Origin of the sequence: Bogoriella caseilytica, assembly GCF_003752405.1 — a bacterium.
Lineage (GTDB): Bacteria > Actinomycetota > Actinomycetes > Actinomycetales > Actinomycetaceae > Allobogoriella > Allobogoriella caseilytica.
The window spans coordinates 2237521-2259366 of record NZ_RKHK01000001.1 but is presented as its reverse complement, the minus strand read 5'-3'; the positions used below and the strand labels follow the sequence as shown (position 1 = coordinate 2259366).

At 69.8% G+C, this 21846-nt stretch carries 19 protein-coding genes and 1 riboswitch; of the genes, 6 read left to right on the top strand and 13 right to left on the bottom strand.

Annotated features, from left to right (window positions below; translation table 11 throughout):
• Positions 1–38 precede the first annotated feature (38 nt).
• Together purH and EDD31_RS10100 are read right to left on the bottom strand one after the other, a co-directional pair.
• Complete coding sequence (gene purH / locus EDD31_RS10105; protein ID WP_123304039.1) at positions 39–1685, bottom strand: bifunctional phosphoribosylaminoimidazolecarboxamide formyltransferase/IMP cyclohydrolase; 1647 nt, start codon at positions 1683–1685, stop codon at positions 39–41.
• Positions 1686–1736: 51 nt separating this feature from the next.
• Positions 1737–1826: riboswitch (ZMP/ZTP riboswitch) on the bottom strand.
• A 61-nt stretch (positions 1827–1887) separates the two neighbouring features.
• The gene (locus EDD31_RS10100; protein WP_170163268.1) at positions 1888–4653 is read right to left on the bottom strand and encodes a choice-of-anchor M domain-containing protein; all 2766 of its coding nucleotides are present in this window, start codon (positions 4651–4653) and stop codon (positions 1888–1890) included.
• Between the two features lie 191 nt (positions 4654–4844).
• Between EDD31_RS10100 and EDD31_RS10095 the strand changes: the two genes are divergently transcribed.
• Positions 4845–6116 (top strand): endo-1,4-beta-xylanase, encoded by a 1272-nt coding sequence (locus EDD31_RS10095; protein WP_170163267.1) that lies wholly within the window; start codon positions 4845–4847, stop codon positions 6114–6116.
• 24 nt (positions 6117–6140) lie between these two features.
• On the opposite strand, the gene purN is transcribed toward EDD31_RS10095, so the two are convergent.
• Positions 6141–6776: a phosphoribosylglycinamide formyltransferase gene (gene purN / locus EDD31_RS10090; protein WP_123304037.1), complete on the bottom strand. Its 636-nt coding sequence runs from the start codon at positions 6774–6776 to the stop codon at positions 6141–6143.
• Positions 6777–6817: 41 nt separating this feature from the next.
• On the opposite strand from purN, the gene EDD31_RS10085 reads away from it, so the two are divergent.
• Entirely contained in the window at positions 6818–7375 is a 558-nt protein-coding gene (locus tag EDD31_RS10085; RefSeq protein ID WP_148058926.1) for a hypothetical protein, read from the top strand.
• On the opposite strand, the gene EDD31_RS10080 is transcribed toward EDD31_RS10085, so the two are convergent.
• The 5 genes from EDD31_RS10080 to EDD31_RS10060 form a co-directional block, all read right to left on the bottom strand.
• Positions 7284–8666 (bottom strand): cell division protein PerM, encoded by a 1383-nt coding sequence (locus EDD31_RS10080; protein WP_148058925.1) that lies wholly within the window; start codon positions 8664–8666, stop codon positions 7284–7286. The two genes, EDD31_RS10085 and EDD31_RS10080, sit on opposite strands and share 92 nt — an antisense overlap.
• A gap of 139 nt (positions 8667–8805) precedes the next feature.
• Complete coding sequence (gene sucD, locus EDD31_RS10075) at positions 8806–9723, bottom strand: succinate--CoA ligase subunit alpha (RefSeq protein ID WP_123304034.1); 918 nt, start codon at positions 9721–9723, stop codon at positions 8806–8808.
• A 14-nt stretch (positions 9724–9737) separates the two neighbouring features.
• A complete protein-coding gene (gene sucC / locus EDD31_RS10070; protein ID WP_123304033.1) occupies positions 9738–10901 on the bottom strand; it encodes an ADP-forming succinate--CoA ligase subunit beta in 1164 nt (387 codons plus the stop codon).
• Between the two features lie 89 nt (positions 10902–10990).
• Positions 10991–13597: a DNA helicase PcrA gene (pcrA, locus tag EDD31_RS10065; protein WP_123304032.1), complete on the bottom strand. Its 2607-nt coding sequence runs from the start codon at positions 13595–13597 to the stop codon at positions 10991–10993.
• Between the two features lie 60 nt (positions 13598–13657).
• Positions 13658–14269: a LysE family translocator gene (locus EDD31_RS10060; protein ID WP_170163266.1), complete on the bottom strand. Its 612-nt coding sequence runs from the start codon at positions 14267–14269 to the stop codon at positions 13658–13660.
• Positions 14270–14594: 325 nt separating this feature from the next.
• Here EDD31_RS10060 and erm point away from each other — a divergent pair, with 325 nt between their 5' ends.
• Together erm and EDD31_RS10050 are read left to right on the top strand one after the other, a co-directional pair.
• The gene (erm, locus tag EDD31_RS10055) at positions 14595–15377 is read left to right on the top strand and encodes a 23S ribosomal RNA methyltransferase Erm (protein WP_123304030.1); all 783 of its coding nucleotides are present in this window, start codon (positions 14595–14597) and stop codon (positions 15375–15377) included.
• Positions 15378–15397: 20 nt separating this feature from the next.
• Positions 15398–16294, top strand: a complete 897-nt coding sequence (locus EDD31_RS10050; protein ID WP_245991122.1) for a GNAT family N-acetyltransferase — start codon at positions 15398–15400, stop codon at positions 16292–16294.
• Here EDD31_RS10050 and EDD31_RS10045 read toward each other — a convergent pair.
• Positions 16240–17058, bottom strand: coding sequence for a putative RNA methyltransferase (locus EDD31_RS10045; protein WP_483964268.1), 819 nt, complete (start codon positions 17056–17058; stop codon positions 16240–16242). The genes EDD31_RS10050 and EDD31_RS10045 overlap by 55 nt on opposite strands.
• Between EDD31_RS10045 and EDD31_RS15090 the strand changes: the two genes are divergently transcribed.
• Positions 17017–17139 carry a hypothetical protein gene (locus EDD31_RS15090; protein ID WP_281270436.1) on the top strand — a complete coding sequence of 41 codons (123 nt, stop codon included), beginning with the start codon at positions 17017–17019 and terminating at the stop codon, positions 17137–17139. The two genes, EDD31_RS10045 and EDD31_RS15090, sit on opposite strands and share 42 nt — an antisense overlap.
• On the opposite strand, the gene EDD31_RS10040 is transcribed toward EDD31_RS15090, so the two are convergent.
• The 4 genes from EDD31_RS10040 to EDD31_RS10025 form a co-directional block, all read right to left on the bottom strand.
• The gene (locus tag EDD31_RS10040; protein WP_123304028.1) at positions 17132–17614 is read right to left on the bottom strand and encodes a DUF456 domain-containing protein; all 483 of its coding nucleotides are present in this window, start codon (positions 17612–17614) and stop codon (positions 17132–17134) included. The two genes, EDD31_RS15090 and EDD31_RS10040, sit on opposite strands and share 8 nt — an antisense overlap.
• Positions 17615–17622: 8 nt before the next feature.
• Positions 17623–17970: a hypothetical protein gene (locus EDD31_RS10035; RefSeq protein WP_123304027.1), complete on the bottom strand. Its 348-nt coding sequence runs from the start codon at positions 17968–17970 to the stop codon at positions 17623–17625.
• 76 nt (positions 17971–18046) lie between these two features.
• Entirely contained in the window at positions 18047–18748 is a 702-nt protein-coding gene (locus tag EDD31_RS10030; RefSeq protein ID WP_123304026.1) for a LuxR C-terminal-related transcriptional regulator, read from the bottom strand.
• A gap of 7 nt (positions 18749–18755) precedes the next feature.
• On the bottom strand, positions 18756–19994 hold the full coding sequence (locus tag EDD31_RS10025; protein WP_245991344.1) for an ATP-binding protein: 1239 nt from the start codon (positions 19992–19994) through the stop codon (positions 18756–18758).
• A 146-nt stretch (positions 19995–20140) separates the two neighbouring features.
• On the opposite strand from EDD31_RS10025, the gene EDD31_RS10020 reads away from it, so the two are divergent.
• Complete coding sequence (locus EDD31_RS10020; protein ID WP_123304025.1) at positions 20141–21844, top strand: PspC domain-containing protein; 1704 nt, start codon at positions 20141–20143, stop codon at positions 21842–21844.
• The last annotated feature ends 2 nt before the right edge of the window (positions 21845–21846 follow it).

Genomic DNA, 21846 nt, shown 5'->3' with positions numbered 1-21846 from the left:
AGCCACCGAGCCACCGAGCCAGCCGGCCGAGCCCGGCCTCAGTGGAAGAAGTGCCGGGTGCCGGTGAAGTACATGGTGATGCCGGCAGCGTTCGCCGCGGCCACGACCTCCTCGTCGCGCACCGAGCCTCCGGGCTGGACCACGGCGCGGACGCCGGCGTCGATCAGCACCTGCAGGCCATCGGCGAAGGGGAAGAAGGCGTCCGAGGCGGCGACCGCACCGGCGCTGCGGCGCGGGGCTCCCCCACCATCGACGTTCTCCGCACCACCGGCGCCGTCGACGTCGGAGGCGACCTCCACCCCGAGGGTGTTGGCGCGCTCGACCGCCAGACGGCAGGAGTCCACGCGGTTGACCTGCCCCATGCCGATACCGACCGTGGCGCCGTCCTGCGCGAGCAGGATCGCGTTGGACTTCGCCGCCCGCACCGCCCGCCAGGCGAAGGCGAGGTCGGCGAGCAGGTCCTCGGAGGCGGCCTCCCCCGCGGCGAGCGTCCACCCGGCGGGGTCGTCGCCCGGAGCATCGAGCACATCGGTGTGCTGCACGAGCATGCCGCCGCTGATCTGCTTGGTCTCCACGCGCGCCTGGGCGGGTTCGGCGCGCAGCACGCGCAGGTTCTTCTTCCGGGCGAGCACTTCCAGGGCGCCGTCCTCGTAGTCCGGGGCGACGACCACCTCGGTGAACACGCCGGCCACCTGCTCGGCCATCTCCACCGTGACGGGACGGTTCGCCGCGATCACGCCCCCGAAGGCGGACACCGGGTCACAGGCATGAGCCTTCGCGTGGGCCGCGGCGATCGACTCGGCCGTGGCCACCCCGCACGGATTGGCGTGCTTGATGATCGCCACGGCCGGCCCGGCGTGGTCCGACGCCGCCCGGTACGCGGCATCGGTGTCCACGTAGTTGTTGAAGCTCATCTCCTTGCCGTGCAGCTGCTCCGCGCCGGCCAACCCTGAACCCTGGCGGGCGTCTCCGGAGCGGTAGAGCGCGGCCGGCTGGTGCGGATTCTCGCCGTAACGCAGCACCGAAGCACGCTCCCAGGTGGCACCGATCCAGGCGGGGAATCCACTGCCCGCGCTGGTGTCGGTGAGGACATTGCTCATCCACGAGGCGACGGCGACGTCGTAGGTGGCCGTGTGCACGAAGGCCTCAGCGGCGAGCTGCTGACGCTCGGCGAGCGTGAAGCCCCCGGCCGTGACCGCGGCCAAGACGTCGTCATAGCGCTCCGGGGAGGTCACGATGGCCACCGAGGGGTGGTTCTTCGCCGCCGCGCGCACCATCGAGGGACCGCCGATGTCGATCTGCTCCACGCACTCGTCCGGGCTCGCGCCCGAGGCCACGGTCTGGGTGAAGGGGTAGAGGTTGGAAATCACCAGCTCGAAGGGCTCCACGCCGAGTTCGGCGAGCTGGTCCACGTGACTGTCCAGCCTCCGGTCAGCCAGGATCCCGGCGTGGACCCGCGGGTGCAGGGTCTTGACCCGTCCATCGAGGCATTCCGGGAAGCCGGTGAGCTCCTCGACCTTGGTGACCGGCAGTCCGCTCTCGGCGATCAGGCGGGCTGAGCCGCCGGTGGACACCAGCTCCACGCCCGCCTCGTGCAGGGCACGAACGAGTGGCTCCAGGCCGGACTTGTCGTAGACCGAGATGAGGGCTCGGCGGATCGGAAGGCGGCCGTCGGGGCTGTTCACGAGGACTCCTGGGGTTGCGGGCGGTCGGTGGGCCCGGGCGTGGGCCTGTCGTCCCGGCACCCAGGCGTGCGGTGCGTGCAAAGGGATCCTGCAGCCGCTCCCCGGTGGTTACGTCCACCCTCGCCAGTCACGACCGGTAGCAGTCTAGTGGGTCGACGGCGTGGGGCGGGGCACCACGGCACCCCGCCCCACGATCGCTCGACTAGCGGACCTCGGTGCCACCCTGACGGCGTCGGAGGACCAGCAGTGCTGCGCCGGCGGCAACCAGTAACGGCGCCAGCAGACCGAGCGCACCGAGCTCGGCGCCAGTGCTCGGCAACGCCCCGGCAGCGGGCGACTGGGCGGATCCCGGGCCGGGTGCCGTCGGGTCGGCCGGGTCTGAGGGACCCGCCGGGTCGGCCGGGTCGGCCGGGTCTGCCGGATCCGCCGGGTCGGTCGGGTCGGTCGGGTCCGTGGGGTCCGTCGGGTCCGTGGGATCGGCCGGGTCCGTCGGGTCCGTCGGGTCGGTCGGGTCCGTTGGGTCGGTCGGGTCGGTCGGGTCGGGAGCATCTTGCTCCTCGACCTCGAGAGTCACCGGCGCCGATTCGACGTAGACCGTGCCGTCATCGAACGTGAGCCGGGCAAAGACCTCAGCACCGTTGAGGTCCGCGCTCGCTGCGAAGCTCCAGGTGGCCGTGTGCTCGTCGGCGATCAGCAGCGGGGCCTCGCCGGACTCGAGCTGGACGTACCACTCCCACCGATCGAGCACCGAGCCCGGCTGCACCACGGCGGTGAGCTCGACCTGCTCGCCCACGAGGACGGCCTCGGGGGCCGAGACGGTCACGGTCTGCACCGGCGGCGCTCCGTGATCGTCGACGTCGATGGTGACCGGCTCCGAGCCGGCCAGCACCTCGCCCGCACTTGTCACCAGTTCTGCGTAGACCTCTGCGCCATCGAGCGCCTGCTCGGCCACCACCTCGTGCGTGGCCGCGCTGACACCGTCGAGCGGCACGTAGTCCAGCTGATCGGGTCGCTTCCAGTACCAGCGGTACTCGTCCGTGTCACTGGCTGCCGGATCCGCAATGGCCTGCAGGTGGATGGAGTCGCCTTGGTGATAGTGGTGTGCCAGCGACGCCAGGAAGAGGATCTGTTCCCCGGGTGCAGCGTTGCTCACGCGGAGCTCATGGACGGCGCTCGCGATGGCGAAGCCGCTGCTCCCACCCGTCGCCTGCAGTCGCAACTCACTGCCGTGAAGGTCCGCACTCACCGGAAGTTCGATGGAGGCGGACGTCGCTTCCTCGATGGGCTCCCCATCGATCAGCCACTGGTAGGCCACATCCTCGCGGGCGGGGTAGAGAGTCGACTGCGCCGTGAGCGTGTCTCCCGCACGGTAAACCGCTTGCAGGCCGGAAAGCTGCAGCTCGCGCGCGGTGACCGACGGGCTGACAGCCGCCGAACGTCCCACGATCTCGCCGTTCTCATCGACGAGCTCGTAAGCCAGCTCGCGGTTCCGCAGGCCCGAGGCATCGAACTGGAAGGGGTTCTGCCCGATGGGCGCCGTCGGCCCGCTGGCCGGGAGCCAGGACACTCCGGTCGCCGCCCATCGCTGCACCCAGCGCCCCTCGGCCTCCGGTGGCTCACTGTGGGAGACCCCGATCTCCACCACGTCACCGCTGTAGTACGAGGGGGAGACGCCGCTGAGTTCCACCGGGAGACCAGAACCGACGTTGGAGCCGGTGACCTCGATGGGGAACCACGCCGACTGGTGGAGCGTGGCGCGTCCTTCGCGTACCTGGACCGCGACCTCGATTCCGTCCCAGGCCGTGGTCGCATCGCGCGTCACGCGCTCGAGGCCGGTGAAGTCCCCGACCACCTGCCCGATGTCGCTCCCGGGCTGTTGCACGAGCCACCGGTAGCTCTGGTTCTCGCCGAGGGTCACGCCACCGGCACGCAGGTCGATCGTCTGGCCCGCGGCGTAGCTGCCTTCACCGTAGATCCCGAACGGCTCCTCGGCGTCGCCCTCGGTCACGAGGATGGTGATCGGGTCCGACATCGACGGGGAAGCCTCGAGCGTCGAAGCCGGAACGTAGCGAGCTGTCACCTGACGTTCCCCCAGGGCGAGCGCGGAGGTCTCCAGGCTGGCGGCGCCGTCGACGAGGACCTCGTGCCCGAGCACGGTCTGCCCGTCGCGGAACTCGAGATAGCCCGCGACGGCGGGTGAGACCGTGCCATTGAGAGTGACGCTGTCGCCGGTGGCGATCGCGGTAGCGCTCGAGGAGATCGAGGTCGTGGTGACCACGGGCTCGACGTCGCCCACGATGAACGTGTAAGTCGCCTCTGAGGTGCGCTCGACGCCGTCCACCTCGACGGCACCCCGCACACCGAGGTGATAAGTCCCCGGCTCAGTGAAGGCCCAGTTGGCGTGCATGTGCGTGCGGCCGATCTCGAACTCGGTGAAGCCGTCCTGCGAGGACCACAGCCGGTGGGGTGCACTGACGCCTCCCCCAGTGAACAGTTCGAACTCCCCCGGGCCCTGCACGCTGGTCAGGGCGAAAGTCGTGGTGTTCCCGTCGATCGCTCCGCTCGCCACGGATTCGGTGGAGAATCCCGGCCACAGCCTGCCGGCCCCGGGGTTGGACTCTGGCGCCACCCACGCGGTCGATCCTGCCGGAGCGATGAAGTCGAAGGCCGGCGGGACGGTGATGCTGGCGGCGTCCTCGAGATGGAAGACGACGTCGTCTGCGGCGAAGCGTGTGCCGTTACCCTCCGGCACATCGGCCTTCGAGGCGAGCGTGAACACGCCGTCGTCCATGAATGTGGAGACGGCGTCGGTGTGGACGCCGGCAATGATGCGCGGGTCGAAGGGGGCCGGCGCCGGCCCGTCGACGGCGGAGGCCATGGGAGCCATGACCAGCGCGCCTGCGGCCAGAGTCAGTGCGACAAGGATGGCCGCTCCAGCTCTCCGGCATGCGAGTAGTGCGATCTGCACAGGGAGTTCCTCTCCATTGCGATAATGAACGATAATCATTATCAGTCGTGGACACCCTAGACCCTGGCGGGAAACGGGAGAGCCACCCCGTCGAAGACCGCTCCCCTGCCGCGTGCGCACCCGCCGCAGCTGCTGCTGCGCTTCGATTCCCTACAGTGGTGCTCACCACAACCATTGGGAGGTGTCGACCCGTGAGCCTGTTCACCCCACCCGCTCCTGGCCGCCAGCCCGACCCGCACCTGGCGCACCGCCGCGCCACCGCCAGCGTGACTGTGCACGGACCCGACGGTGCACCTCTGGCGGATCAGGTGGTCACGGTGCGCCAGCGCTCCCACGACTTCGGTTTCGGCTGCATCGGTTTCGACCTCATCGACCACGCGAACGGCGTCTCGGCTGACCCAGACGCCGACGCCGCTCTGGCCGAGCACTGGCTCGCGCTGTTCAACCGCGCCACCCTTCCCTTCTACTGGGGTCGCTTCGAACCCGAGCAGGGGCTGCCACACACCCAGGAACTCCTCGGTGCCGCCCGGTGGTTCCAGGAACACGGTGCCGAGGTCAAGGGTCACCCCCTGGTGTGGCACACCGTCAGCGCCCCTTGGCTGCTGCAGTACGAGCCGGCGGAGATCGAGCGCTTGCAGCGCGAGCGGATCCGCCGCGACGTCGCGGACTTCGCCGGGGTCATCGACACCTGGGATGCGATCAACGAAGTGGTCATCATGCCGCTGCACACCAAGGTCGAGAACGGCATCACCCGCATCGCCCGGGAGCTGGGCCGGATCGAGATGGTGCGCCTCGCCTTCGAGGAGGCGCGCTCAGTCAACCCGCAGGCCACCTTGCTGCTGAACGACTTCGACATGTCCTCGGCGTACGAATGCCTCATCGAGGGGGTCCTGGAAGCCGGGATCCGCATCGACCGGCTCGGACTGCAGTCGCACATGCATCAGGGGGCCTGGGGGCGCGAGCGCACCGAGGAGATCCTGGAGCGCTTCTCCCGCTACAACATTCCCATCCACTTCACCGAGACCACGATCCTCTCCGGGGATCTCATGCCTGCCCACATCGATGACCTCAACGACTGGCAGGTGGAGCACTGGCCGAGCACGCCCGACGGTGAGGAGCGTCAAGCGGACGAGATCGAGGAGCACTACCGCACGCTGTTCTCCCACCCGGCGGTGGAGTCGATGACCTACTGGGGCCTCTCGGACCGCGGCATGTGGCTCGGCGCCCCCGGCGGCCTGCTGCGGGCGGACGGTAGCCCCAAGCCCGCCTATGACCGCTTACGGCGCCTCATCACCGAGGAGTGGTGGCTGGCACCGACCACGCTGCGCACCGATACCGCCGGCCAGGTGCAGTTCGAGGGCTTCCTGGGCACCTACGAGATCCTTACGGCGGCGGGCTCGGTGGATCTGCACCTGGAGCGGCCGGGCATGTACGGCGTCTCGCTACACCCCGGCGACGGTTGAGCGCGTCGGCCGCTCTCCCGGCGATCAGCCCCCGACGCGCACCGTGCGCCCGTCGATGATCCACCCTTCGCGTGCCATTCGCCCGACCTGCTCCACCAGCATCGACCGCTCGGCGATCTTGATGCGCTCGTGCAGGCTCTCGACGTCGTCGTCTGCGGCAACCTCGACGGCGCGCTGGTCGAGAATCGCGCCGGTGTCCACGCCGTCATCGACCACGAAGAGGGTGCACCCGGTGACCTTCACGCCGTAGTCCAGCGCGTCACGGGGGCCGTGCATGCCCGGGAAAGCTGGGGAGAGTGCGGGGTGGGTGTTCACGGTACGTCCCGCGAAGGCCGTGAGGAAGGCGGGCCCGAGGAGCTTCATGAAGCCTGCAGAAACCACGAGATCAGGCTCGAACTGTGCTACCTGCGTCGCGAGCGCACGATCCCACGCGGAGCGCTCCGCGTAGTCCCCGACCCGCTCGACGAAGACCGGGCTCCCGGCCGCCCGGGCGTGCTCCAACCCGGTCGCGCTGTGGCGATCGGCACCGACCGCCACGACCTGTGCGCCGTAGCCCGGATCGGCGGCGGCCTCGAGGAGAGCGGCAAGATTGGAGCCTGTACCGGAGATGAGGACGACGAGGCGGGCCGGGCTGGAGGGCCGGAAGGTCTGTACGGTCACCCGGCGAGGTTACCGGGCTGGAATCGGGGATGATGGTGAGCATGTCTGCACCCACGCCACCCCAGTCGCCCCAGCAACCCCAGCGACCGGCGGAGCAGAACCCGCAGAACTCGGGGAAGAACGGCGAGCCCCGCGGCTCCGGATCCGGCCCGGGCGCTTCCGGATCCGGCGCTTCTGGCCCGGGCCGCGGCAAGCCGCTGACCGATGAGCAACGCTCTGCACTGAGCATGGCCCGGCTCTTCGCCCTGGCGCTGCTGGTGGTGGTGCTGCTGGCGGTCTTCGCTCCGCCGTGGCCCTGGCCGATCCTGGTGACGGTGCTCGCAGCAGCCACCGTGGTGCTGGGCGTGGTCTCACTCGTGCGGCTCCGCAAGGCGAAAGTACGCGGGCTCCCCGTCCTGTCCACACTGATCGGGATGATCATGGCGGCGTTCATGACGTTGAGTTCTGCGGGCCAGCTGGTGTTCTGGGAGGCCTATCAGGACTTCGCCGAATGCCGTTCCTCCGCGATCACTCAGCAGGCGACTCAGCTTTGCCAGGCGCGCCTCGAGCAGGCGATCGAGACCCGGACGCAGGAGCTGATGGACTCCGTGCGCCCCTGACCCGGTTCACGAGTTCGCCGGCAGAATCGCGAGCCCAGCCCCAGGCCCGGCGGAGACCCGTAGCGGCCGCGAACAGGCTGCGCGGGTGCGTGATCAGAACCGTGAGAATCAGTGGCAGCCCGGTCATGACCAGCACCATCCCCGCCACGGCCGGAGGATGAGCACCGACCTCCGCCAGGCGTCCCGGCCCGGCCGAGCCGGAGGCCATCCAGCTGAGCACCGAGGCCACCATCGCCACGCACGCCGCGCCCACAGCGGCTGCGCCCAGCGCCTCCCCCAGACGCGGGAGACCACGCCTCCGCAGGAGCACTCCCGCCGCGACTCCGGCAATCACCGGCAGCGCCATCAGCCATAGGGGGCCGGGGTTGCCGGGCTGCGGGAGGGCACCCAGTACGGGGATAGCCGGCAGCGGTGCCACCTCGGCGACGCCCGGTGCGAAGTGCGTGCCCGAACCCACTGAGAAACCGGCACCGGTGACCCAGGCCAGTGCCCAGACCGCCCCGGTGGCGAGCAGGGGGGCCTGGGCAATGAGCATCATGGCGGAGTCGAAGGGGTCGAGCAGGTATCCCTGGTGGATGGCGGCGCTGCGGTCGCTACCTGCGGCGAGCGCGAGAGCCAGCACCGCTGAGGCGGCCAGCACCAGGCCGAGAAGCGCCCAGCCACCCGCGCGCGCACCCGCGCCGATCCAGGCGGGCACGGCCTCCGGCCACGTCAGTCCGCCGCGCACGAGCGCTCCGGAGCGCCGGACGGCCACCGCAGCTGCGACCGCGGCGACGGCGGCAGCCCCAGCCACGGCGGTGAGCCGGCCACCGGCGCCTGGCGCGGGGGCCAGCGCCGTGGCTGCAGCGAAACCCGCAGCCAGGAAGAACACCAGTGCGGGGTCGGCGATCCGAATGCGCCGGGCGCAGGCGTAACTCACCACGAGGCTGACCAGCGTGATGCCGAGCGGCATGACGGTCAGACCGATCTCACCACCGAGGTAGGCGGTGCCTCCGTGGCCGAGGAGCCAGGCCTCGGTACCGAGTGCCGCGGCCTGCTGCCAGGAAGCCTCACCCAGGGCGGGAGCCGCCGCGGTGGCGACGTAGGCGGCCACGGTGGGCGCGACGACGACGAGCCAACTGAGCACGGCGGCTTCGATCCCAGCGACGATTGCCCGGAGCCAGCCCGTCGGAACGTATCGGCTGGCTCCAGGCTGAGGGGCGTCGGGGCCGGCCGTCGGCGGAGCAGCCGCTCCGGACTCGACCACGCGGGCCGCCGACGAGCGCGGTCGCGTGGGAGCGGAGGTAGCCATGCCTCCCATAGTCCGCCGCTCGCCCTCGCCATCCGCTCTGCAGGCGCGGCGTGTCTCATGGTGCCGCGCACACCACAGGGAAACGGCGGACCTGCGAGGTGGTCGCAGGCCCGCCGTTTCCCTGTGGAAAGCGGTGAGGTCAGCTCAGGAGGGAGCGAGCGATGCGGGCGGTCTCCGAGGGCGTCTTGCCCACCTTCACGCCAGCAGCTTCGAGGGCCACCTTCTTGGCCTCGGCCGTCCCCGCCGAGCCGGAGACAATGGCGCCGGCGTGGCCCATGGTCTTGCCCTCGGGTGCGGTGAAGCCGGCGACGTAGCCCACCACCGGCTTGGTGACGTGCTCGGAGATGAAGGCCGCAGCCCGCTCCTCGGCGTCGCCACCGATCTCACCGATCATGACGATGAGCTCGGTCTCGGGGTCGTCCTGGAACTGCTTCAGGGCATCGATGTGGGTGGTCCCGATGATCGGGTCACCGCCGATGCCGATGCAGGTGGAGAAGCCGATGTCGGAGAGCTCGTACATCATCTGGTAGGTCAGCGTGCCGGACTTCGAGACGAGCCCGATCTTGCCGGGGCCGGTGATGTCGGCGGGGGTGATGCCCACATTGGACTGACCGGGGGTGATGACGCCGGGGCAGTTCGGGCCGACGAGGCGCACGCCCTTGCTCTGTGCGTAGGCGAAGAACTCGGCGGTGTCGGCCACCGGGATGCCCTCGGTGATGATCACGATCAACGGGATACCGGCGTCGACGGCCTCGATGACCGCGGCCTTGGCGAAGGCCGGGGGCACGAAGATCACCGAGACGTCGGCGCCGGTGGCGTCCTTGGCCTCGGAGACGCTGCCGAAGACGGGCACGGAGACCGCGCCGCCGGAGCGGTTCTCGGCCCCGGGGCCGACCGGGGTGACCTCGAAGTCCACCTCGGTGCCCGCTTTGCGGGGGTTCACGCCGCCGACGATGGCGGTGCCGGAATTGAGCATGCGGTTCGTGTGGGCGCGGCCCATGGAGCCGGTGATGCCCTGGACGATGACCTTGGAGTCGGAGTTGAGCAGGATCGACATGGTTGTTCAGGTCCTCACTTCGCGGCGAGCTCGGCGGCCTTGGCCGCGGCTTCGTCCATGGTCGGCACGACGGTGACGAGCGGGTGGTTGGCCTGCTGGAGAATGGCGCGGCCTTCCTCGACGTTGTTGCCGTCCAGGCGGACCACCAGCGGCTTGGTGGCGGTGTCGCCGAGGATCTCCAGGGCAGAGACGATGCCGTTGGCGACCTCGTCGCACGCGGTGATACCGCCGAAGACGTTCACGAACACGGACTTGACCTGCTCGTCACCGAGGATCACGTCCAGGCCGTTCGCCATGACCTGGGCGTTGGCGCCGCCGCCGATGTCCAGGAAGTTCGCGGGCTTGGTGCCGAACTGCTCACCGGCGTAGGCCACGACATCGAGCGTGGACATGACCAGGCCAGCGCCGTTGCCGATGATGCCCACCTGGCCATCCAGCTTGACGTAGTTCAGGTCCAGCGCCTTGGCCTTGGCCTCGAGCGGGTCGGTAGCGTCCTTGTCGACTAGATCGGCGTGGCTCTCGTGGCGGAAAGAGGCGCTCTCATCGAGGGTGACCTTGCCATCGAGGGCGATGATGGCGCCGTCCTCGGTTCGCACCAGCGGGTTGACCTCCACCAGGGTGGCGTCCTCGTCGCGGTACACGGCCCAGAGCTTCTCGATGACCCCGGCTACCTCGTCGGCGATCTCGGGGGCGAAGCCGGCCTCGGCGACGATCTCGGCGGCCTTGGCCGAGTCGATGCCCGTGAGTGGGTCGATCGCCACGCGAGCGAGCGCCTCGGGGCGCTCGACGGCGAGCTGCTCGATCTCCACGCCACCTTCCACGGAGCACATGGCGAGGTAGCGTCGCTCCGCACGGTCCAGGAGCACCGAGAAGTAGTACTCCTCGGCGATCTTGGCGCCCTCGGCGATCATCACCCGGTGCACGGTGTGCCCCTTGATGTCCATACCGAGGATCTCGGAGGCCTTGGCCTCGGCCTCCTCGGGGTTGTGCGCAAGCTGAACGCCGCCTGCCTTGCCGCGGCCGCCCACCTTCACCTGCGCCTTGACGACGACTGTGCCGCCGCCGAGCTTCTCCGCCGCGGCCCGAGCTTCGGCCGGGGTGGTCGCCACAATGCCGCCGAGCACGGGTACGCCGTGCTTCTCGAACATGTCACGAGCCTGGTACTCGTAGAGGTCCACGCCTGCTGGTCCTTCCGTCTGGGGTTGTCGATGTTTCGACATCGAGACATCCGCCAGCGAGCCTATCGCGAGATGAGCCGTCGCAATATTCAGAGCTTGGTCACCGGCGAGTAGCGCAACAGCAGGCGCTTGAGGCCCACGGAGCCGAAGTCGATCTTGGCGGTGGCGTTGCGGCCGGTGCCCTCGATTCCCAGGACGGTGCCCAAGCCGTAGGAGTCGTGGTTGACCTTGTCCCCGGCCCGCAGGCTCACGCCCTCGACCTGTTCGGCGAGTTCCGGTGCGCCGGAGGTCTTCCCCAGGGCCGCTGCGGTGCGGTCAGCAGCCCCGGAGCTCGCCCCGGAGACCCCGAGCTTGCCCAGGGGCTTCGAGGGGGGCCGCCCCGACCCGAAGACCTGACCGCCGTCGTCATCGAAACCTTCCCGGGTGCGTCCCTGGCCGTAGCGCCGGCCGCCTCCGGATGCGCCATAGCCGGCGGAGCCGCGGAAGAACTGCGTGGAGGACTCGGCCCGTCGCCAGTCCAGGAGATCGCCGGGGATCTCCTCGAGGAAGCGGGAGGGGGGCAGCTCCTGGGGAGCGCCGAAGGCAGTCCGGACCGCCGCGCGGCACACGTACAGCCGCTGACGGGCGCGGGTCAGTGCCACATAGGCGAGCCGCCGCTCCTCGGAAAGCTCGTCCTCGTCAATGAGGGAGCGCGAGTGCGGGAAGGTGCCGTCTTCCATGCCGGTGACGAAGACGACCGGGAACTCCAGGCCCTTCGCGGTGTGCACGGTCATGAGGGTGACCTGGCCGGTCTCCTCCGAGCCCGCATCCGGGAGCTGGTCGGCGTCGGCCACGAGCGAGACGCGTTCGAGGAAGTCACCGAGGTCCCCGTCCGGGTCGAGTTCGCGGAACTCGGCGGCCACCGCGTGCAGTTCGGCCAGGTTCTCCACCCGCGTGGCGTCCTGCGGATTTTCCGAAGCCCGCAGCTCGGCCAGATAGCCGGAGCGGTCCAGTGCGGCGTCGAGGATCTCCGCGGGAGAGGCCTGGGCTTCCGCCATCTCCCGCAGGGAGGTGAGGAGGTCGTGGAAGGCGGTGATCTGCTTGAGGCCGCGCCCGGTCAAACCGAGGACCTCGTGGTGGGTGCTCTCTGCTGTCACCGGACCGGCTGCGGCATCGGCGATCGCCTGGCCGAAGGAGACCCGGTAGCGCTCGGCGTGCATCGCGAGGAGTGATTCGGCGCGTGCTCCCAGACCGCGCTTGGGCACATTGAGGATGCGGCGGAGGTTGACGTCGTCGTCCGGGTTGGCGACCGCGCGCAGGTAGGCGACCGCATCCTTGATCTCCCGGCGCTCGTAAAAGCGGGTGCCGCCCACCACGCGGTAGGGGATCCCGGACCGGATGAAGACTTCCTCCAGCGCACGGGATTGGGCGTTGGTGCGGTAGAAGACCGCGACGTCACCGGGACGGACACTGCTGGAGTCACCGAGCCGGTCGATCTCCTCGGCGATGAAGCGCGCTTCCTCGTGCTCGGAGTCGGCCACGTAGCCGACGATCTTGGGTCCGTCGCCGGAGTCGGTCCACAGGTTCTTCGCGCGGCGCCCGTCGTTGCGGGAGATGACGGCATTGGCGGCGGAGAGGATCGTCTGCGTGGAGCGGTAGTTCTGCTCGAGCAGGATGGTGCGGGCTTGGGGATAGTCGGCCTCGAACTCGAGGATGTTGCGGATCGTCGCGCCCCGGAAGGCGTAGATGGACTGATCCGCGTCACCGACCACGGTCAGCTCGCCCGGCGCCAGATCTGCCGGGCCGGCCGCGGTGGCCTCGGCAGCGCCGGCGAGCTCACGCACCAGGATGTACTGGGCGTGGTTGGTGTCCTGGTACTCGTCGACCAGGACGTGGCGGAAACGGCGGCGGTAGTGCTCGGCCACTGCCGGGTTCTGCTGCAGCAGCATGACGGTGGACATGATGAGGTCGTCGAAGTCCAGCGCGTGAGCTTGACGCAGGCGCTGTTGATAGAGCTGGTAGGCCTCGGCGAGCTTGACATCGAAATCGTTCGTTCCGGCGGCCTGGGCAGAGAACTCCTCCGGGCCGACGAGCTCGTTCTTCAGGTCGGAGACCTTGCGGGAGAAGACCTTGGGGGCGTAGCGCTTGGGGTCGAGATCCAGCTGGCGGCAGACGAGGGTCATCAGGCGTTGTGAATCGGCAGCATCGTAGATCGAGAAGGAGGAGCGCAGGCCCAGTGCCTCGTGCTCGCGCCGCAGGATCCGCACGCAGGCGGAGTGGAAGGTGGAGACCCACATGCGCTGGGCGCGCGGACCGACCAGCTCGGCCACTCGTTCGCGCATCTCCGCGGCAGCCTTGTTGGTGAAGGTGATGGCCAGGATCTGCCCGGGCTGAGCCCGGCCGGTGGCCAGGAGGTAGGCGACGCGGTGGGTGAGCACCCGGGTCTTCCCCGAACCGGCGCCCGCCACGATGAGCAGTGGCGCGCCCGCGTGGGCGACGGCCTCGCGCTGCTGCGGGTTCAGGCCCTCCAGCAGGGCCTCCGGGCCGGATCCGTCCTCGACGGCCGGCGGTGCGTCATGAGCCCGGCGACGTGCCCGCGCGACTGCGTCGTCCTGCGGGCCGTCCTCCGGGGCGCCGGCGTCGTCGCGCGCGCTCACGGCAGCCGGGAGCGGCTGTCGCGCACCGGGCAGAGGCAGGTCATCAAAAAGCGTCGTCATGGTGGGTTCCAGACTATGCCGAGGCACCGACACCCGGCGGCCAGAATGCCATGGTCCTCGCTATCCGCTCAGCGAGCGCCAGACCTCGGTGCTGGCCGGGATCAGGGACACCGCGAGCAGCGCGGCCATGATGACGTTGAAGATCCGTAGCCTGCGCGGCGTGGTCATCACCCGACCGGCCCCGACGCCGAGCAGCGCCCACGCCGAGGTGCACACCGGCCCGAACACCATGAAGGTTGCGGCGATGACGAGCACCTCGAGCAGGAAGGACTCCCAGAAGCCCGTGTAGGCCGCGATGGCCCCGACGGCCATCGTCCAGGCCTTCGGGTTCACCGCCTGGAACAGCGCCATGTGGACGAAGCCGGGCGGGCTCCCCTGTCGCCGGGCCTCGATGTCGGTCGGGCCGGTGGCGATACGCACGGCGAGATAGAGCAAATACAGCACGCCCAGGGGGCGCAGGACGTCGAGGATCACCGGCCAGCGCTCCAGCGCCTGACCGAGTCCGATCCCGACAAGCACGATCAGGAGCGGGAAGCCCAGGTTGACGCCGCCGATGATCGGGAGCGTGCGGCGCAAGCCGAAGGACGCTCCGGAGGCCATGGCGATGGTGTTGTTCGGCCCGGGCGTGCCCGCCGTGGCGAAGACGAAGAGGATCAGGGACAACAAGGCCACCGCAGGACCGTACTCCCGCCGCAAGAGCTCAGCGTTCCAGACCGCACCTTTCCGATGCGCCGCTCCTCGCGAACGTGCGACCTCGGACCGGTAGTCGAGCGCAGACCAAGCGAAATTCCTTGGGAATGCCGGCAGGGGTGGCGCTACAGTCGGTGCCATGTTGTGCACGACGGTCTCCTGCGCGGCGGTCGCGCGCCCCTGGATCGCGCCCTAGCGGCGGTCCTCTCCTTCGAGCCTCCGCCGCCCTCAGCGATGACAGCTGGGCGGCGCGTCGCCATGCCTGTACGGCGCCTCCGCCCGGGTTCACCCGACCCGGAGACCTTCCATGCCCACCTATCGTGGCGGCCGGCACGAGCACGGCCAGAACTTCCTCACCGACACCCGGATCCAGCGCCAGATCCTCGAGTACGTCTCCCGCACCGACGGACCGATCATCGAGGTCGGGCCCGGCGACGGCGCCCTAACCCTCCCGATGGAGTCGTTGCGGCGCACGATCACCGCCATTGAGGTGGACTCGCATCTCGCCGCGGCCCTGCGACGGCGGGCCGGTCCGCAGACCACCGTGCTCTGCCAGGACGTGCTGACCTTCCACTTCCCCGAGCGCCGACACGTGGTGGTCGGCAATCTGCCCTTCCATCTCACGACAGCGATCCTGCGCCGGCTGCTGCACCTACGGTCCTGGAGCACCGCAGTGCTGCTGGTGCAGTGGGAGGTGGCCCGTCGCCGTGCCGGGGTGGGTGGGGCGACCATGATGACCGCCCAGTGGTGGCCCTGGTACACCTTCCATCTCGAGGGCCGTGTGCCCGCGCGAGCCTTCCGCCCCGCACCAGGAGTCGACGGCGGCATCCTGAGGATCGAACGCCGGCCAAGCCCGTTGGTCGCTGCGGCCGATCGGGGCCGCTACCGCGCCTTCGTCCACGGCGTCTTCACCGGGCCGGGAAGGGACCTGGAGCAGATCCTGCGGCGTCGGGGACTTTCCCGCGCGGCGGTCCGTGCCGCCTTGGGCGAGTTGGGCATCGCACGCACCGCACTCCCCCGTGAGGTGAGCGCCGAGCAGTGGGCGCGCCTCTTCGGCGTCGCGGGGAGTGGGCGACAACACATGTCATAGGCCGGTGGCAGAGTCGGCCTATGGACCAACGGATCTCGCTCGTCACCCTGGCCGTCGCCGACGTCGCCGTCGCGCGACGCTTCTACGCCGACGGGCTCGGATGGACGCCGGAGTTCGAGAACCCCAGTGTCGTCATGTTCCAGGTGGGCGAGTTCGTGCTCCTCTCCCTGTGGGCGGAGTCCGAGTTCGAGGCAGAGGTGGGTCCGATCCGGCGTGGTGACGGGGCCCCACCGATGACACTGGCCCACAACGTCTCCAGCCAGGCGGAGGTCGACGGCGTCCTGGAGGCCGCGCGACGTGCCGGCGCCCCCATGGTGACAAGCGCCCGCGCCCGCGCGTGGGGCGGCTACAGCGGCTACTTCGCCGACCCTGACGGTTTCCGCTGGGAGGTGGCCTGCGCTCCCGCTGATGACGAGATCGTCGGGTCGCTCGTTCCCCCCGCGGCCCCGGAGATCGGTCGAGAAGACTCGTCCGCTCCGGCCGAGCCCGCCGCCGGCCCGGCGCCGGTGCCAGGACCGCTGGCCGTCGAGTTGACGCTCGCCTTCCCGGTCGACGACGCCGAGCTCAGCGCCCTGCACGCTCGCGCCTTCAGCAACCCCGCCAGCGACATCACTCCTTGGCGGGAGCGGCTGGAGCGGCACAGCCTGACCTGGGTGGGAGCATTCCAGCACGGCCGCCTGGTCGGCTTCGTGCATGCGGTGTGGGACGGAGCTGCGCACGCCTTCCTGCTCGATCTCGCCGTGGATCCGGACCTCCAGCGCAGGGGGCTCGGGACCGCGCTGGTCACCCGGCTGACCGCCGCCGTCCGCGAGGCCGGTTGTACGTGGCTGCACGTCGACTACGAGGAGCACCTCGACTCCTTCTACCGCTCCTGCGGCTTCAGCCCGACGGCCGCGGGGCTGATCAAGCTCCGATAGCTGCGTACCGTCACCGAGACCGTCACCTCGCCCGGCTCGGACCAGTCTTCCAGCGCTACAGCGAGCGCGCCGGGATCCACATGGTGGGCGCTGGGGCCCATGAAGACCTCATCGCGCACGTCCTGGCGGCTCATCGTCGCGCGGTGCTCTACGACGCGCTCGCCGGTCAACTCGAAACCGCCGAGGGAGGCGGCAAGCCGCGCGTCCTTGCCCGGGTCCACTCGCACCATGCCCAGGCCGGCGAATCGCTCCACCAGCTCCTGCAGATGCCGCGGGGTGGGCGTCGCCACCACCAACCGCCCGCCCGGGGCCAACACCCGCTGGATCTCGGGCACGTTCCGCGGCCCGAAGACCGAGAGGATTGCGGCCGCCGCGCCGTCGCACAGCGGGTGCTCCGCCATGACATCGGCACCGACGGTGGCGAGGCGCCCGTGGGCGCGAGCGGCGCGTTTGAGCGCCGGGGTGGACGCATCGAGCACAAGACCCACCAGTGCGGGATTCGAGTCCAGCACCTGCGCCAGGTGATGGCCTGTTCCGCCAGCCAGGTCCACCACCAGGCCGTCGACGTCACGCAGCGCGAGAGCGAGCGCCGCTGAGAGTGGCGCATAGTGACCGCGACCGAGAAAGGCCTCGCGTGCGGCCACCATCGCGGCGTCGTCGCCCGGGAAACGACGCCGACCACCCAGCAAGGTCACGTATCCCTGCTTCGCCACATCGAAACGATGTCCGGCGGGGCACTCCACCGCTACGCCGTGGAGCGCCAGACTGCCGCGGCAGACCGGGCACTGGAGGCGGTCGATGACGGCACCGAGCGCCGTCAACTGTGCGCCGCCTCGATCACGTGAGAATCAGCCCAGTGATCCATGCCCCGGTTGCGATGAGCGCGCCGGCCAGTTCGATGAGGATCGACCAACCGGTCGACTTCAGGGCGGCGACCGTGGCCCGCCACGCCTTCGTGTGATCCTTCAACCGGACGCGCTCGGCGAGATACGTTCCGGCGACCAAACCCACGACCAGCCCGATCACGGGGATGACGAAGAAGCCCACGATCGAGGCCAGCCCGCCGATGATCATCGAGCGATTGGGTACGCCGGCATCGGCCAGGTACTTCCAGGAGAACAGGAATCGCCACAGATAGGCCCCCGCCACGGCGACCGTGGCGATGCCCCCGACCCACCAGGCCACCGATCCGCCGGTGAAGAAACACCACACGAGGATGCCACCGAGCAGGATGACGCTGCCGGGGTAGATCTGGATGACCGCGCCGATCAGTCCAATGACAACGACCAGGCCAACGATCAGCTCTCCCCACCAGGGCATGCTTCAGTTTATCCGGTCCAGAGCACCGCGATCGCCACGTTCACAGCGGTCAGACCGGCGAGCGCGCCGAGGAAGCCACGGCTGACCTTCTCCTGATGGGACGAGCCATAGGCCGCGAGGGCGGTGACCGCGCCCGCAAGGATCAGCTTGACGCCGATCTTGATGTGGTTGATGGCAGCGATGTCGGCCATCTCGTAGAGACCGACCAGCAGGATGCCGGTGAGCAGTGCCATCAGGGCTCCATGGAGGACGCCCTTGGGGAGCTTGGGATCGCGCAACGACACCAGTGCTCCGCCGAGCACGATCGCCCAGCTCAGCAGGTGCAGGACAACAAGGATTCCAGCGAGAGTGTTCATGGTTTCCAGACTACTTGTCACTACGTTGTGTCGTAGAAGGGCTCGCGGCGCTCGAGCTCAGTCGCGGCGCTCGGGCTCAGAGCAGGCGGCGCGCCGCGGCCCAGCGGGTGAGTTCGTGGCGCGAGGAGAGCTGGAGCTTGCGCAGCACGGCCGAGACGTGGGTTTCCACGGTCTTGACCGAGATGAAGAGTTCAGCAGCGACTTCCTTGTAGGAGTAGCCGCGGGCGATCAACCGCATCACCTCGCGTTCGCGTGCTGAGAGCCGATCGAGCTCGTCATCAGCAGCTGCGACATCGCCGGCCCCGGTACCAAAGGCATCGAGCACGAAGCCCGCCAGTCGTGGCGAGAAGGCGGCGTCACCGGCAGCCACTCGGCGCACCGCATCGGCGAGTTCTTTCGCACTGATCGCTTTGGTGACGTAGCCGCGTGCCCCCGCGCGGATCACGGCCACCACATCCTCGGCGGCATCGGAGACCGACAGGGCCAGGAACCGGGAGGGCGAGTCGGCCTCGGCCAGGCAGTGACGGGCCACCTCCGCACCTCCACCGCCGTCTCCTCCGGGCAGGTGAACGTCGAGCAGGACGACGTCGGGTCGCAGTTCGCGGACCGCGGCGATGGCGCCCTCGACGTCCTGCGCCTCCCCCACGATCTCCAGATCCGGGGCGTGCGTGGTGAGCTCGGCGCGGACACCGGCCCGCACCATGGCGTGATCGTCCACGAGCAGGACACGGATCGTCGCTGGCAGCGCGGGGCTGTCAGCAGAGTTGGTGGCGCTCATCCCTCGATCATCCTCTCTCGGCACCGGTGTGCGCCTCGGTCTCCGCGTTCGGCTTGCGTGCTGTCTGGTGGGGAATGCGCAGGTGCACCTCGGTGCCGCTCTCGCGCGAACGCACCCACGCGCTGCCGCCGTGGCGTTCCATGCGCCCGATGATCGATTCGCGCACGCCGTAGCGATCCGGGGGCACCTCGTTGAGGTCGAAGCCCTCACCGCGATCGCGCACGAAGACCTCCACCGCCTCCGGCGAGGTCTCCACATACAGGCTCACCGGCGCCTGCCCGTGACGGACGGCGTTACTCAATGCCTCGCGTGCCGCAGCGGTCAGCGTCTCGGTTCCGGCATCGGGCACCGCATCGCCGGCCGTGACGACGTCGATGGGGACCCCGTGGATGTCCTCCACCTCGCCGGCCATGGTGCGCAGGGCGTCCGCGACCGAGGTGCCGGGCTCGGGGCGATCGGCGTAGAGCCAGGTGCGCAGTTCCCGCTCCTGCGCCCGGGCAAGTCGGGCGACGTCGTCGTCGTGGGATCGGGATCGGATCAGAGCGAGGGTCTGGAGCACGGAGTCGTGCAGGTGCGCGGCTATGTCAGCCCGTTCGGCCTCCCGGGCGCGTGCCGCGCGTTCCTCGCCCAGTTCACTGAGCAGCCGGAGCAGCACGGGAGCCAGCACGATCACCACGCCGAGGACGATGACCAACCCGCCGACGATGGCGGTGAGGACTTCTCCGACCTGCCGGCCCTGAGCGAGCAGGACGACCGATCCGGCCACCGCCAGAACGATACCGGCAGCAACGGCGGCGATCATCCGGGCTCGACCAGCTCCCCCGCGCCGGGAAGCCACGAGTTCGTGCCAGGCGATGGCGGCACCGATCGCCACCAGAGTCACGGGGAGCAGCCACGCCGGCGGGCTGCTCCAGCCGTGGATGAACAGAACGATGGCGGCCAGCGCCAGGAGCCCCGCCGCCACGGAGAGGTCACGGACGCGCCCGTCGCTCTGCGCCTCACGCAGGCGCGGCGCCAAGCGCGCGAGGGCCGGTGAGCGCTCCTCCTGACCCGCTTTCATCCCTGGGACGGTGAGCCAGAGCCAGAGGTAGAAGAGGGCTCCGGCACCGGCCACGAGTGTGCTGGCCGCCAAGGCGATCCGGAGGGTCGTGGGCGAGAGCCGTAGGTGGGCCGCCAACCCCGCGCACACGCCACCGAGGATGCGCCCGTGGCGGGGGCGGACCAGGGCGGGACGCTCGGGTGGCATGGGGTTCACACGCGTCATCGTCACACGCGCGGCGGCCGCTCAGGGAGGTCTGCGAGGCACAATCAGGGACAGCCGCGCGCCTTTCAGGGTGCGATCAGGGTAGTACCCGATAGTTCGAGGGCACCACGGCGGAGAAGAGTAGGGGCATGGACACGACATACGACCACTCCGCAGGTCCGGAGGCCGGCGCACAGCCCGGCGGCGCCGGCGCCTCCGCGCAATTCCGTCCCGGCGCGCAGTCCGGTCCCGGCGCACAGTCCGGTCCCGGCGCACAGTCCGGCCCAGGCGGCGCGCCTCACGCTTGGGGCAGCCCCACTGAGCGGCCGTCCCTCTTCGATTCCCTCCGCGGCTCCGGAATGGTGCGCACCGAGGAACGCTGGATCGCCGGCGTGGCGGGCGGCCTCGCCCGGCGCACCGGGCTGGACCCGCTCATCGTTCGCGGACTGCTCGTCGTTCTCACCGTCTTCGGCGGTGTCGGCGTCCTCCTCTATGGTCTCGGCTGGGCCTTGCTGCCCGAGGAACGCGATGGCCGCATCCACCTGCAGGAAGCGACCCGAGGTTCCTTCGACGTCGCCCTCGTGGGCGCAATCCTCTTCACCCTGATCGGGCTGAGCCGGCCAGTGTTCTGGTGGACTGATAGCGGATGGTCCTTCTACGCCGCCGCGCTCGCCACGGGGGTCCTGACGCTGGTGGCCTGCGCCGTCGTCCTCGCCGACAACCGGTCGCGACAGCCGGTGGAGCGCGCACCGTGGGCGCCCCCGGCGCCCGGCCCGGCACCCGCATGGGCCTCTTCTGGGACCGATGCCGGTGCTACAGCCACAGCGACCGCCACCGACGTCCCGACCGCCACCGACGTCCACGTCGGAAGCAATGCCGCCGCGACCACGGCACCCCAGGGTCCCGCGCCACAGGAGATTCCTGCTCCCCAGCAGGGTCCTGCCACGCCGCAGGGTCCTGCCACGCCGCAGGGTCCTGCCACGCCGCAGGGTCCTGCCACGCCGAACGGGCCCCAGGGTCCTTTCGGGCCTTCTGGGCCTGGTCATGTGCCTCCGATGCCTCCCGGGCCTGGACCTGCCCCGCAGGCGTGGACACCCCCGCCGCCCAAACCCAGCGTCCCGGGGCCCGGCCGCGCCACGGTCAGCATCGTGCTGGCGACGACGCTGCTGATCCTGGCCGCTCTCGCAGTCTGGGACCGGATCGCTGAAGCCGCAGGCATCGCAGCGACACCGGAGAACGGCCTGAACGTCGCCCTGATGGGTTTCGGCGCGATCCTCACCGTGATCGGCATCGGTCTCATCGTCTCGGCCTTCCGCGGACGCCGGGGCAAAGGGCTCACGGTGCTGGGAACCTTCGCCCTGATCTTCCTGCTGCCCATCTCGATCCTCACAGCCTTCATTCCCGTGGGCATCCCGAGCGTCGCCCGCCACGAGAGCGCCGTCACGCTCGGGGAGCACATTGCCCGCCCGGCCTTCCCGGCCGACGCCGAGGGCGGGTACTCGGTCAGTGCCGGGATGCTCGAGCTCGATCTCACCGGCCTGCACCTCGACGACGCCGATGATCTGCCCCTGACCGTGCCCGTCGCCGTCGGCGCCGGTGTGGCCGAGCTGACCATCCCCCAGGACATCCCGGTGGTGATCGAGACCGACGTGGCCCTGGGCGCCATCGAGGGCTACACCCAGAGCGGCTGGACCCACGAGGTGGGCCGCTCCACCACGGGCTACTCGCACAACTGGGGCTCGGGCGGCTTCGTCTCCGGCACCTACCGCAACCCCCTGGCCCAGGAGGAGGAACCGGTCCTCATTCTCGAGGTCGTCGTCCGCACTGGTCTCATCGAAATCCGAGAGGGCTGAAC

What these genes read in the sequence shown, in the direction of transcription:
- EDD31_RS10080 (WP_148058925.1), bottom strand. Translation starts at nt 8,666, where the DNA reads ATGGCTACCTCCGCTCCCACGCGACCGCGCTCGTCGGCGGCCCGCGTG.
- pcrA (WP_123304032.1), bottom strand. Translation starts at nt 13,597, where the DNA reads ATGACGACGCTTTTTGATGACCTGCCTCTGCCCGGTGCGCGACAGCCG.
- EDD31_RS10030 (WP_123304026.1), bottom strand. Translation starts at nt 18,748, where the DNA reads ATGAGCGCCACCAACTCTGCTGACAGCCCCGCGCTGCCAGCGACGATC.
- EDD31_RS10035 (WP_123304027.1), bottom strand. Translation starts at nt 17,970, where the DNA reads ATGAACACTCTCGCTGGAATCCTTGTTGTCCTGCACCTGCTGAGCTGG.
- EDD31_RS15090 (WP_281270436.1), top strand. Translation starts at nt 17,017, where the DNA reads ATGTCCGGCGGGGCACTCCACCGCTACGCCGTGGAGCGCCAGACTGCC.
- EDD31_RS10085 (WP_148058926.1), top strand. Translation starts at nt 6,818, where the DNA reads ATGTCTGCACCCACGCCACCCCAGTCGCCCCAGCAACCCCAGCGACCG.
- EDD31_RS10040 (WP_123304028.1), bottom strand. Translation starts at nt 17,614, where the DNA reads ATGCCCTGGTGGGGAGAGCTGATCGTTGGCCTGGTCGTTGTCATTGGA.
- EDD31_RS10020 (WP_123304025.1), top strand. Translation starts at nt 20,141, where the DNA reads ATGGACACGACATACGACCACTCCGCAGGTCCGGAGGCCGGCGCACAG.
- EDD31_RS10050 (WP_245991122.1), top strand. Translation starts at nt 15,398, where the DNA reads ATGGACCAACGGATCTCGCTCGTCACCCTGGCCGTCGCCGACGTCGCC.
- EDD31_RS10025 (WP_245991344.1), bottom strand. Translation starts at nt 19,994, where the DNA reads ATGCCACCCGAGCGTCCCGCCCTGGTCCGCCCCCGCCACGGGCGCATC.
- erm (WP_123304030.1), top strand. Translation starts at nt 14,595, where the DNA reads ATGCCCACCTATCGTGGCGGCCGGCACGAGCACGGCCAGAACTTCCTC.
- sucD (WP_123304034.1), bottom strand. Translation starts at nt 9,723, where the DNA reads ATGTCGATCCTGCTCAACTCCGACTCCAAGGTCATCGTCCAGGGCATC.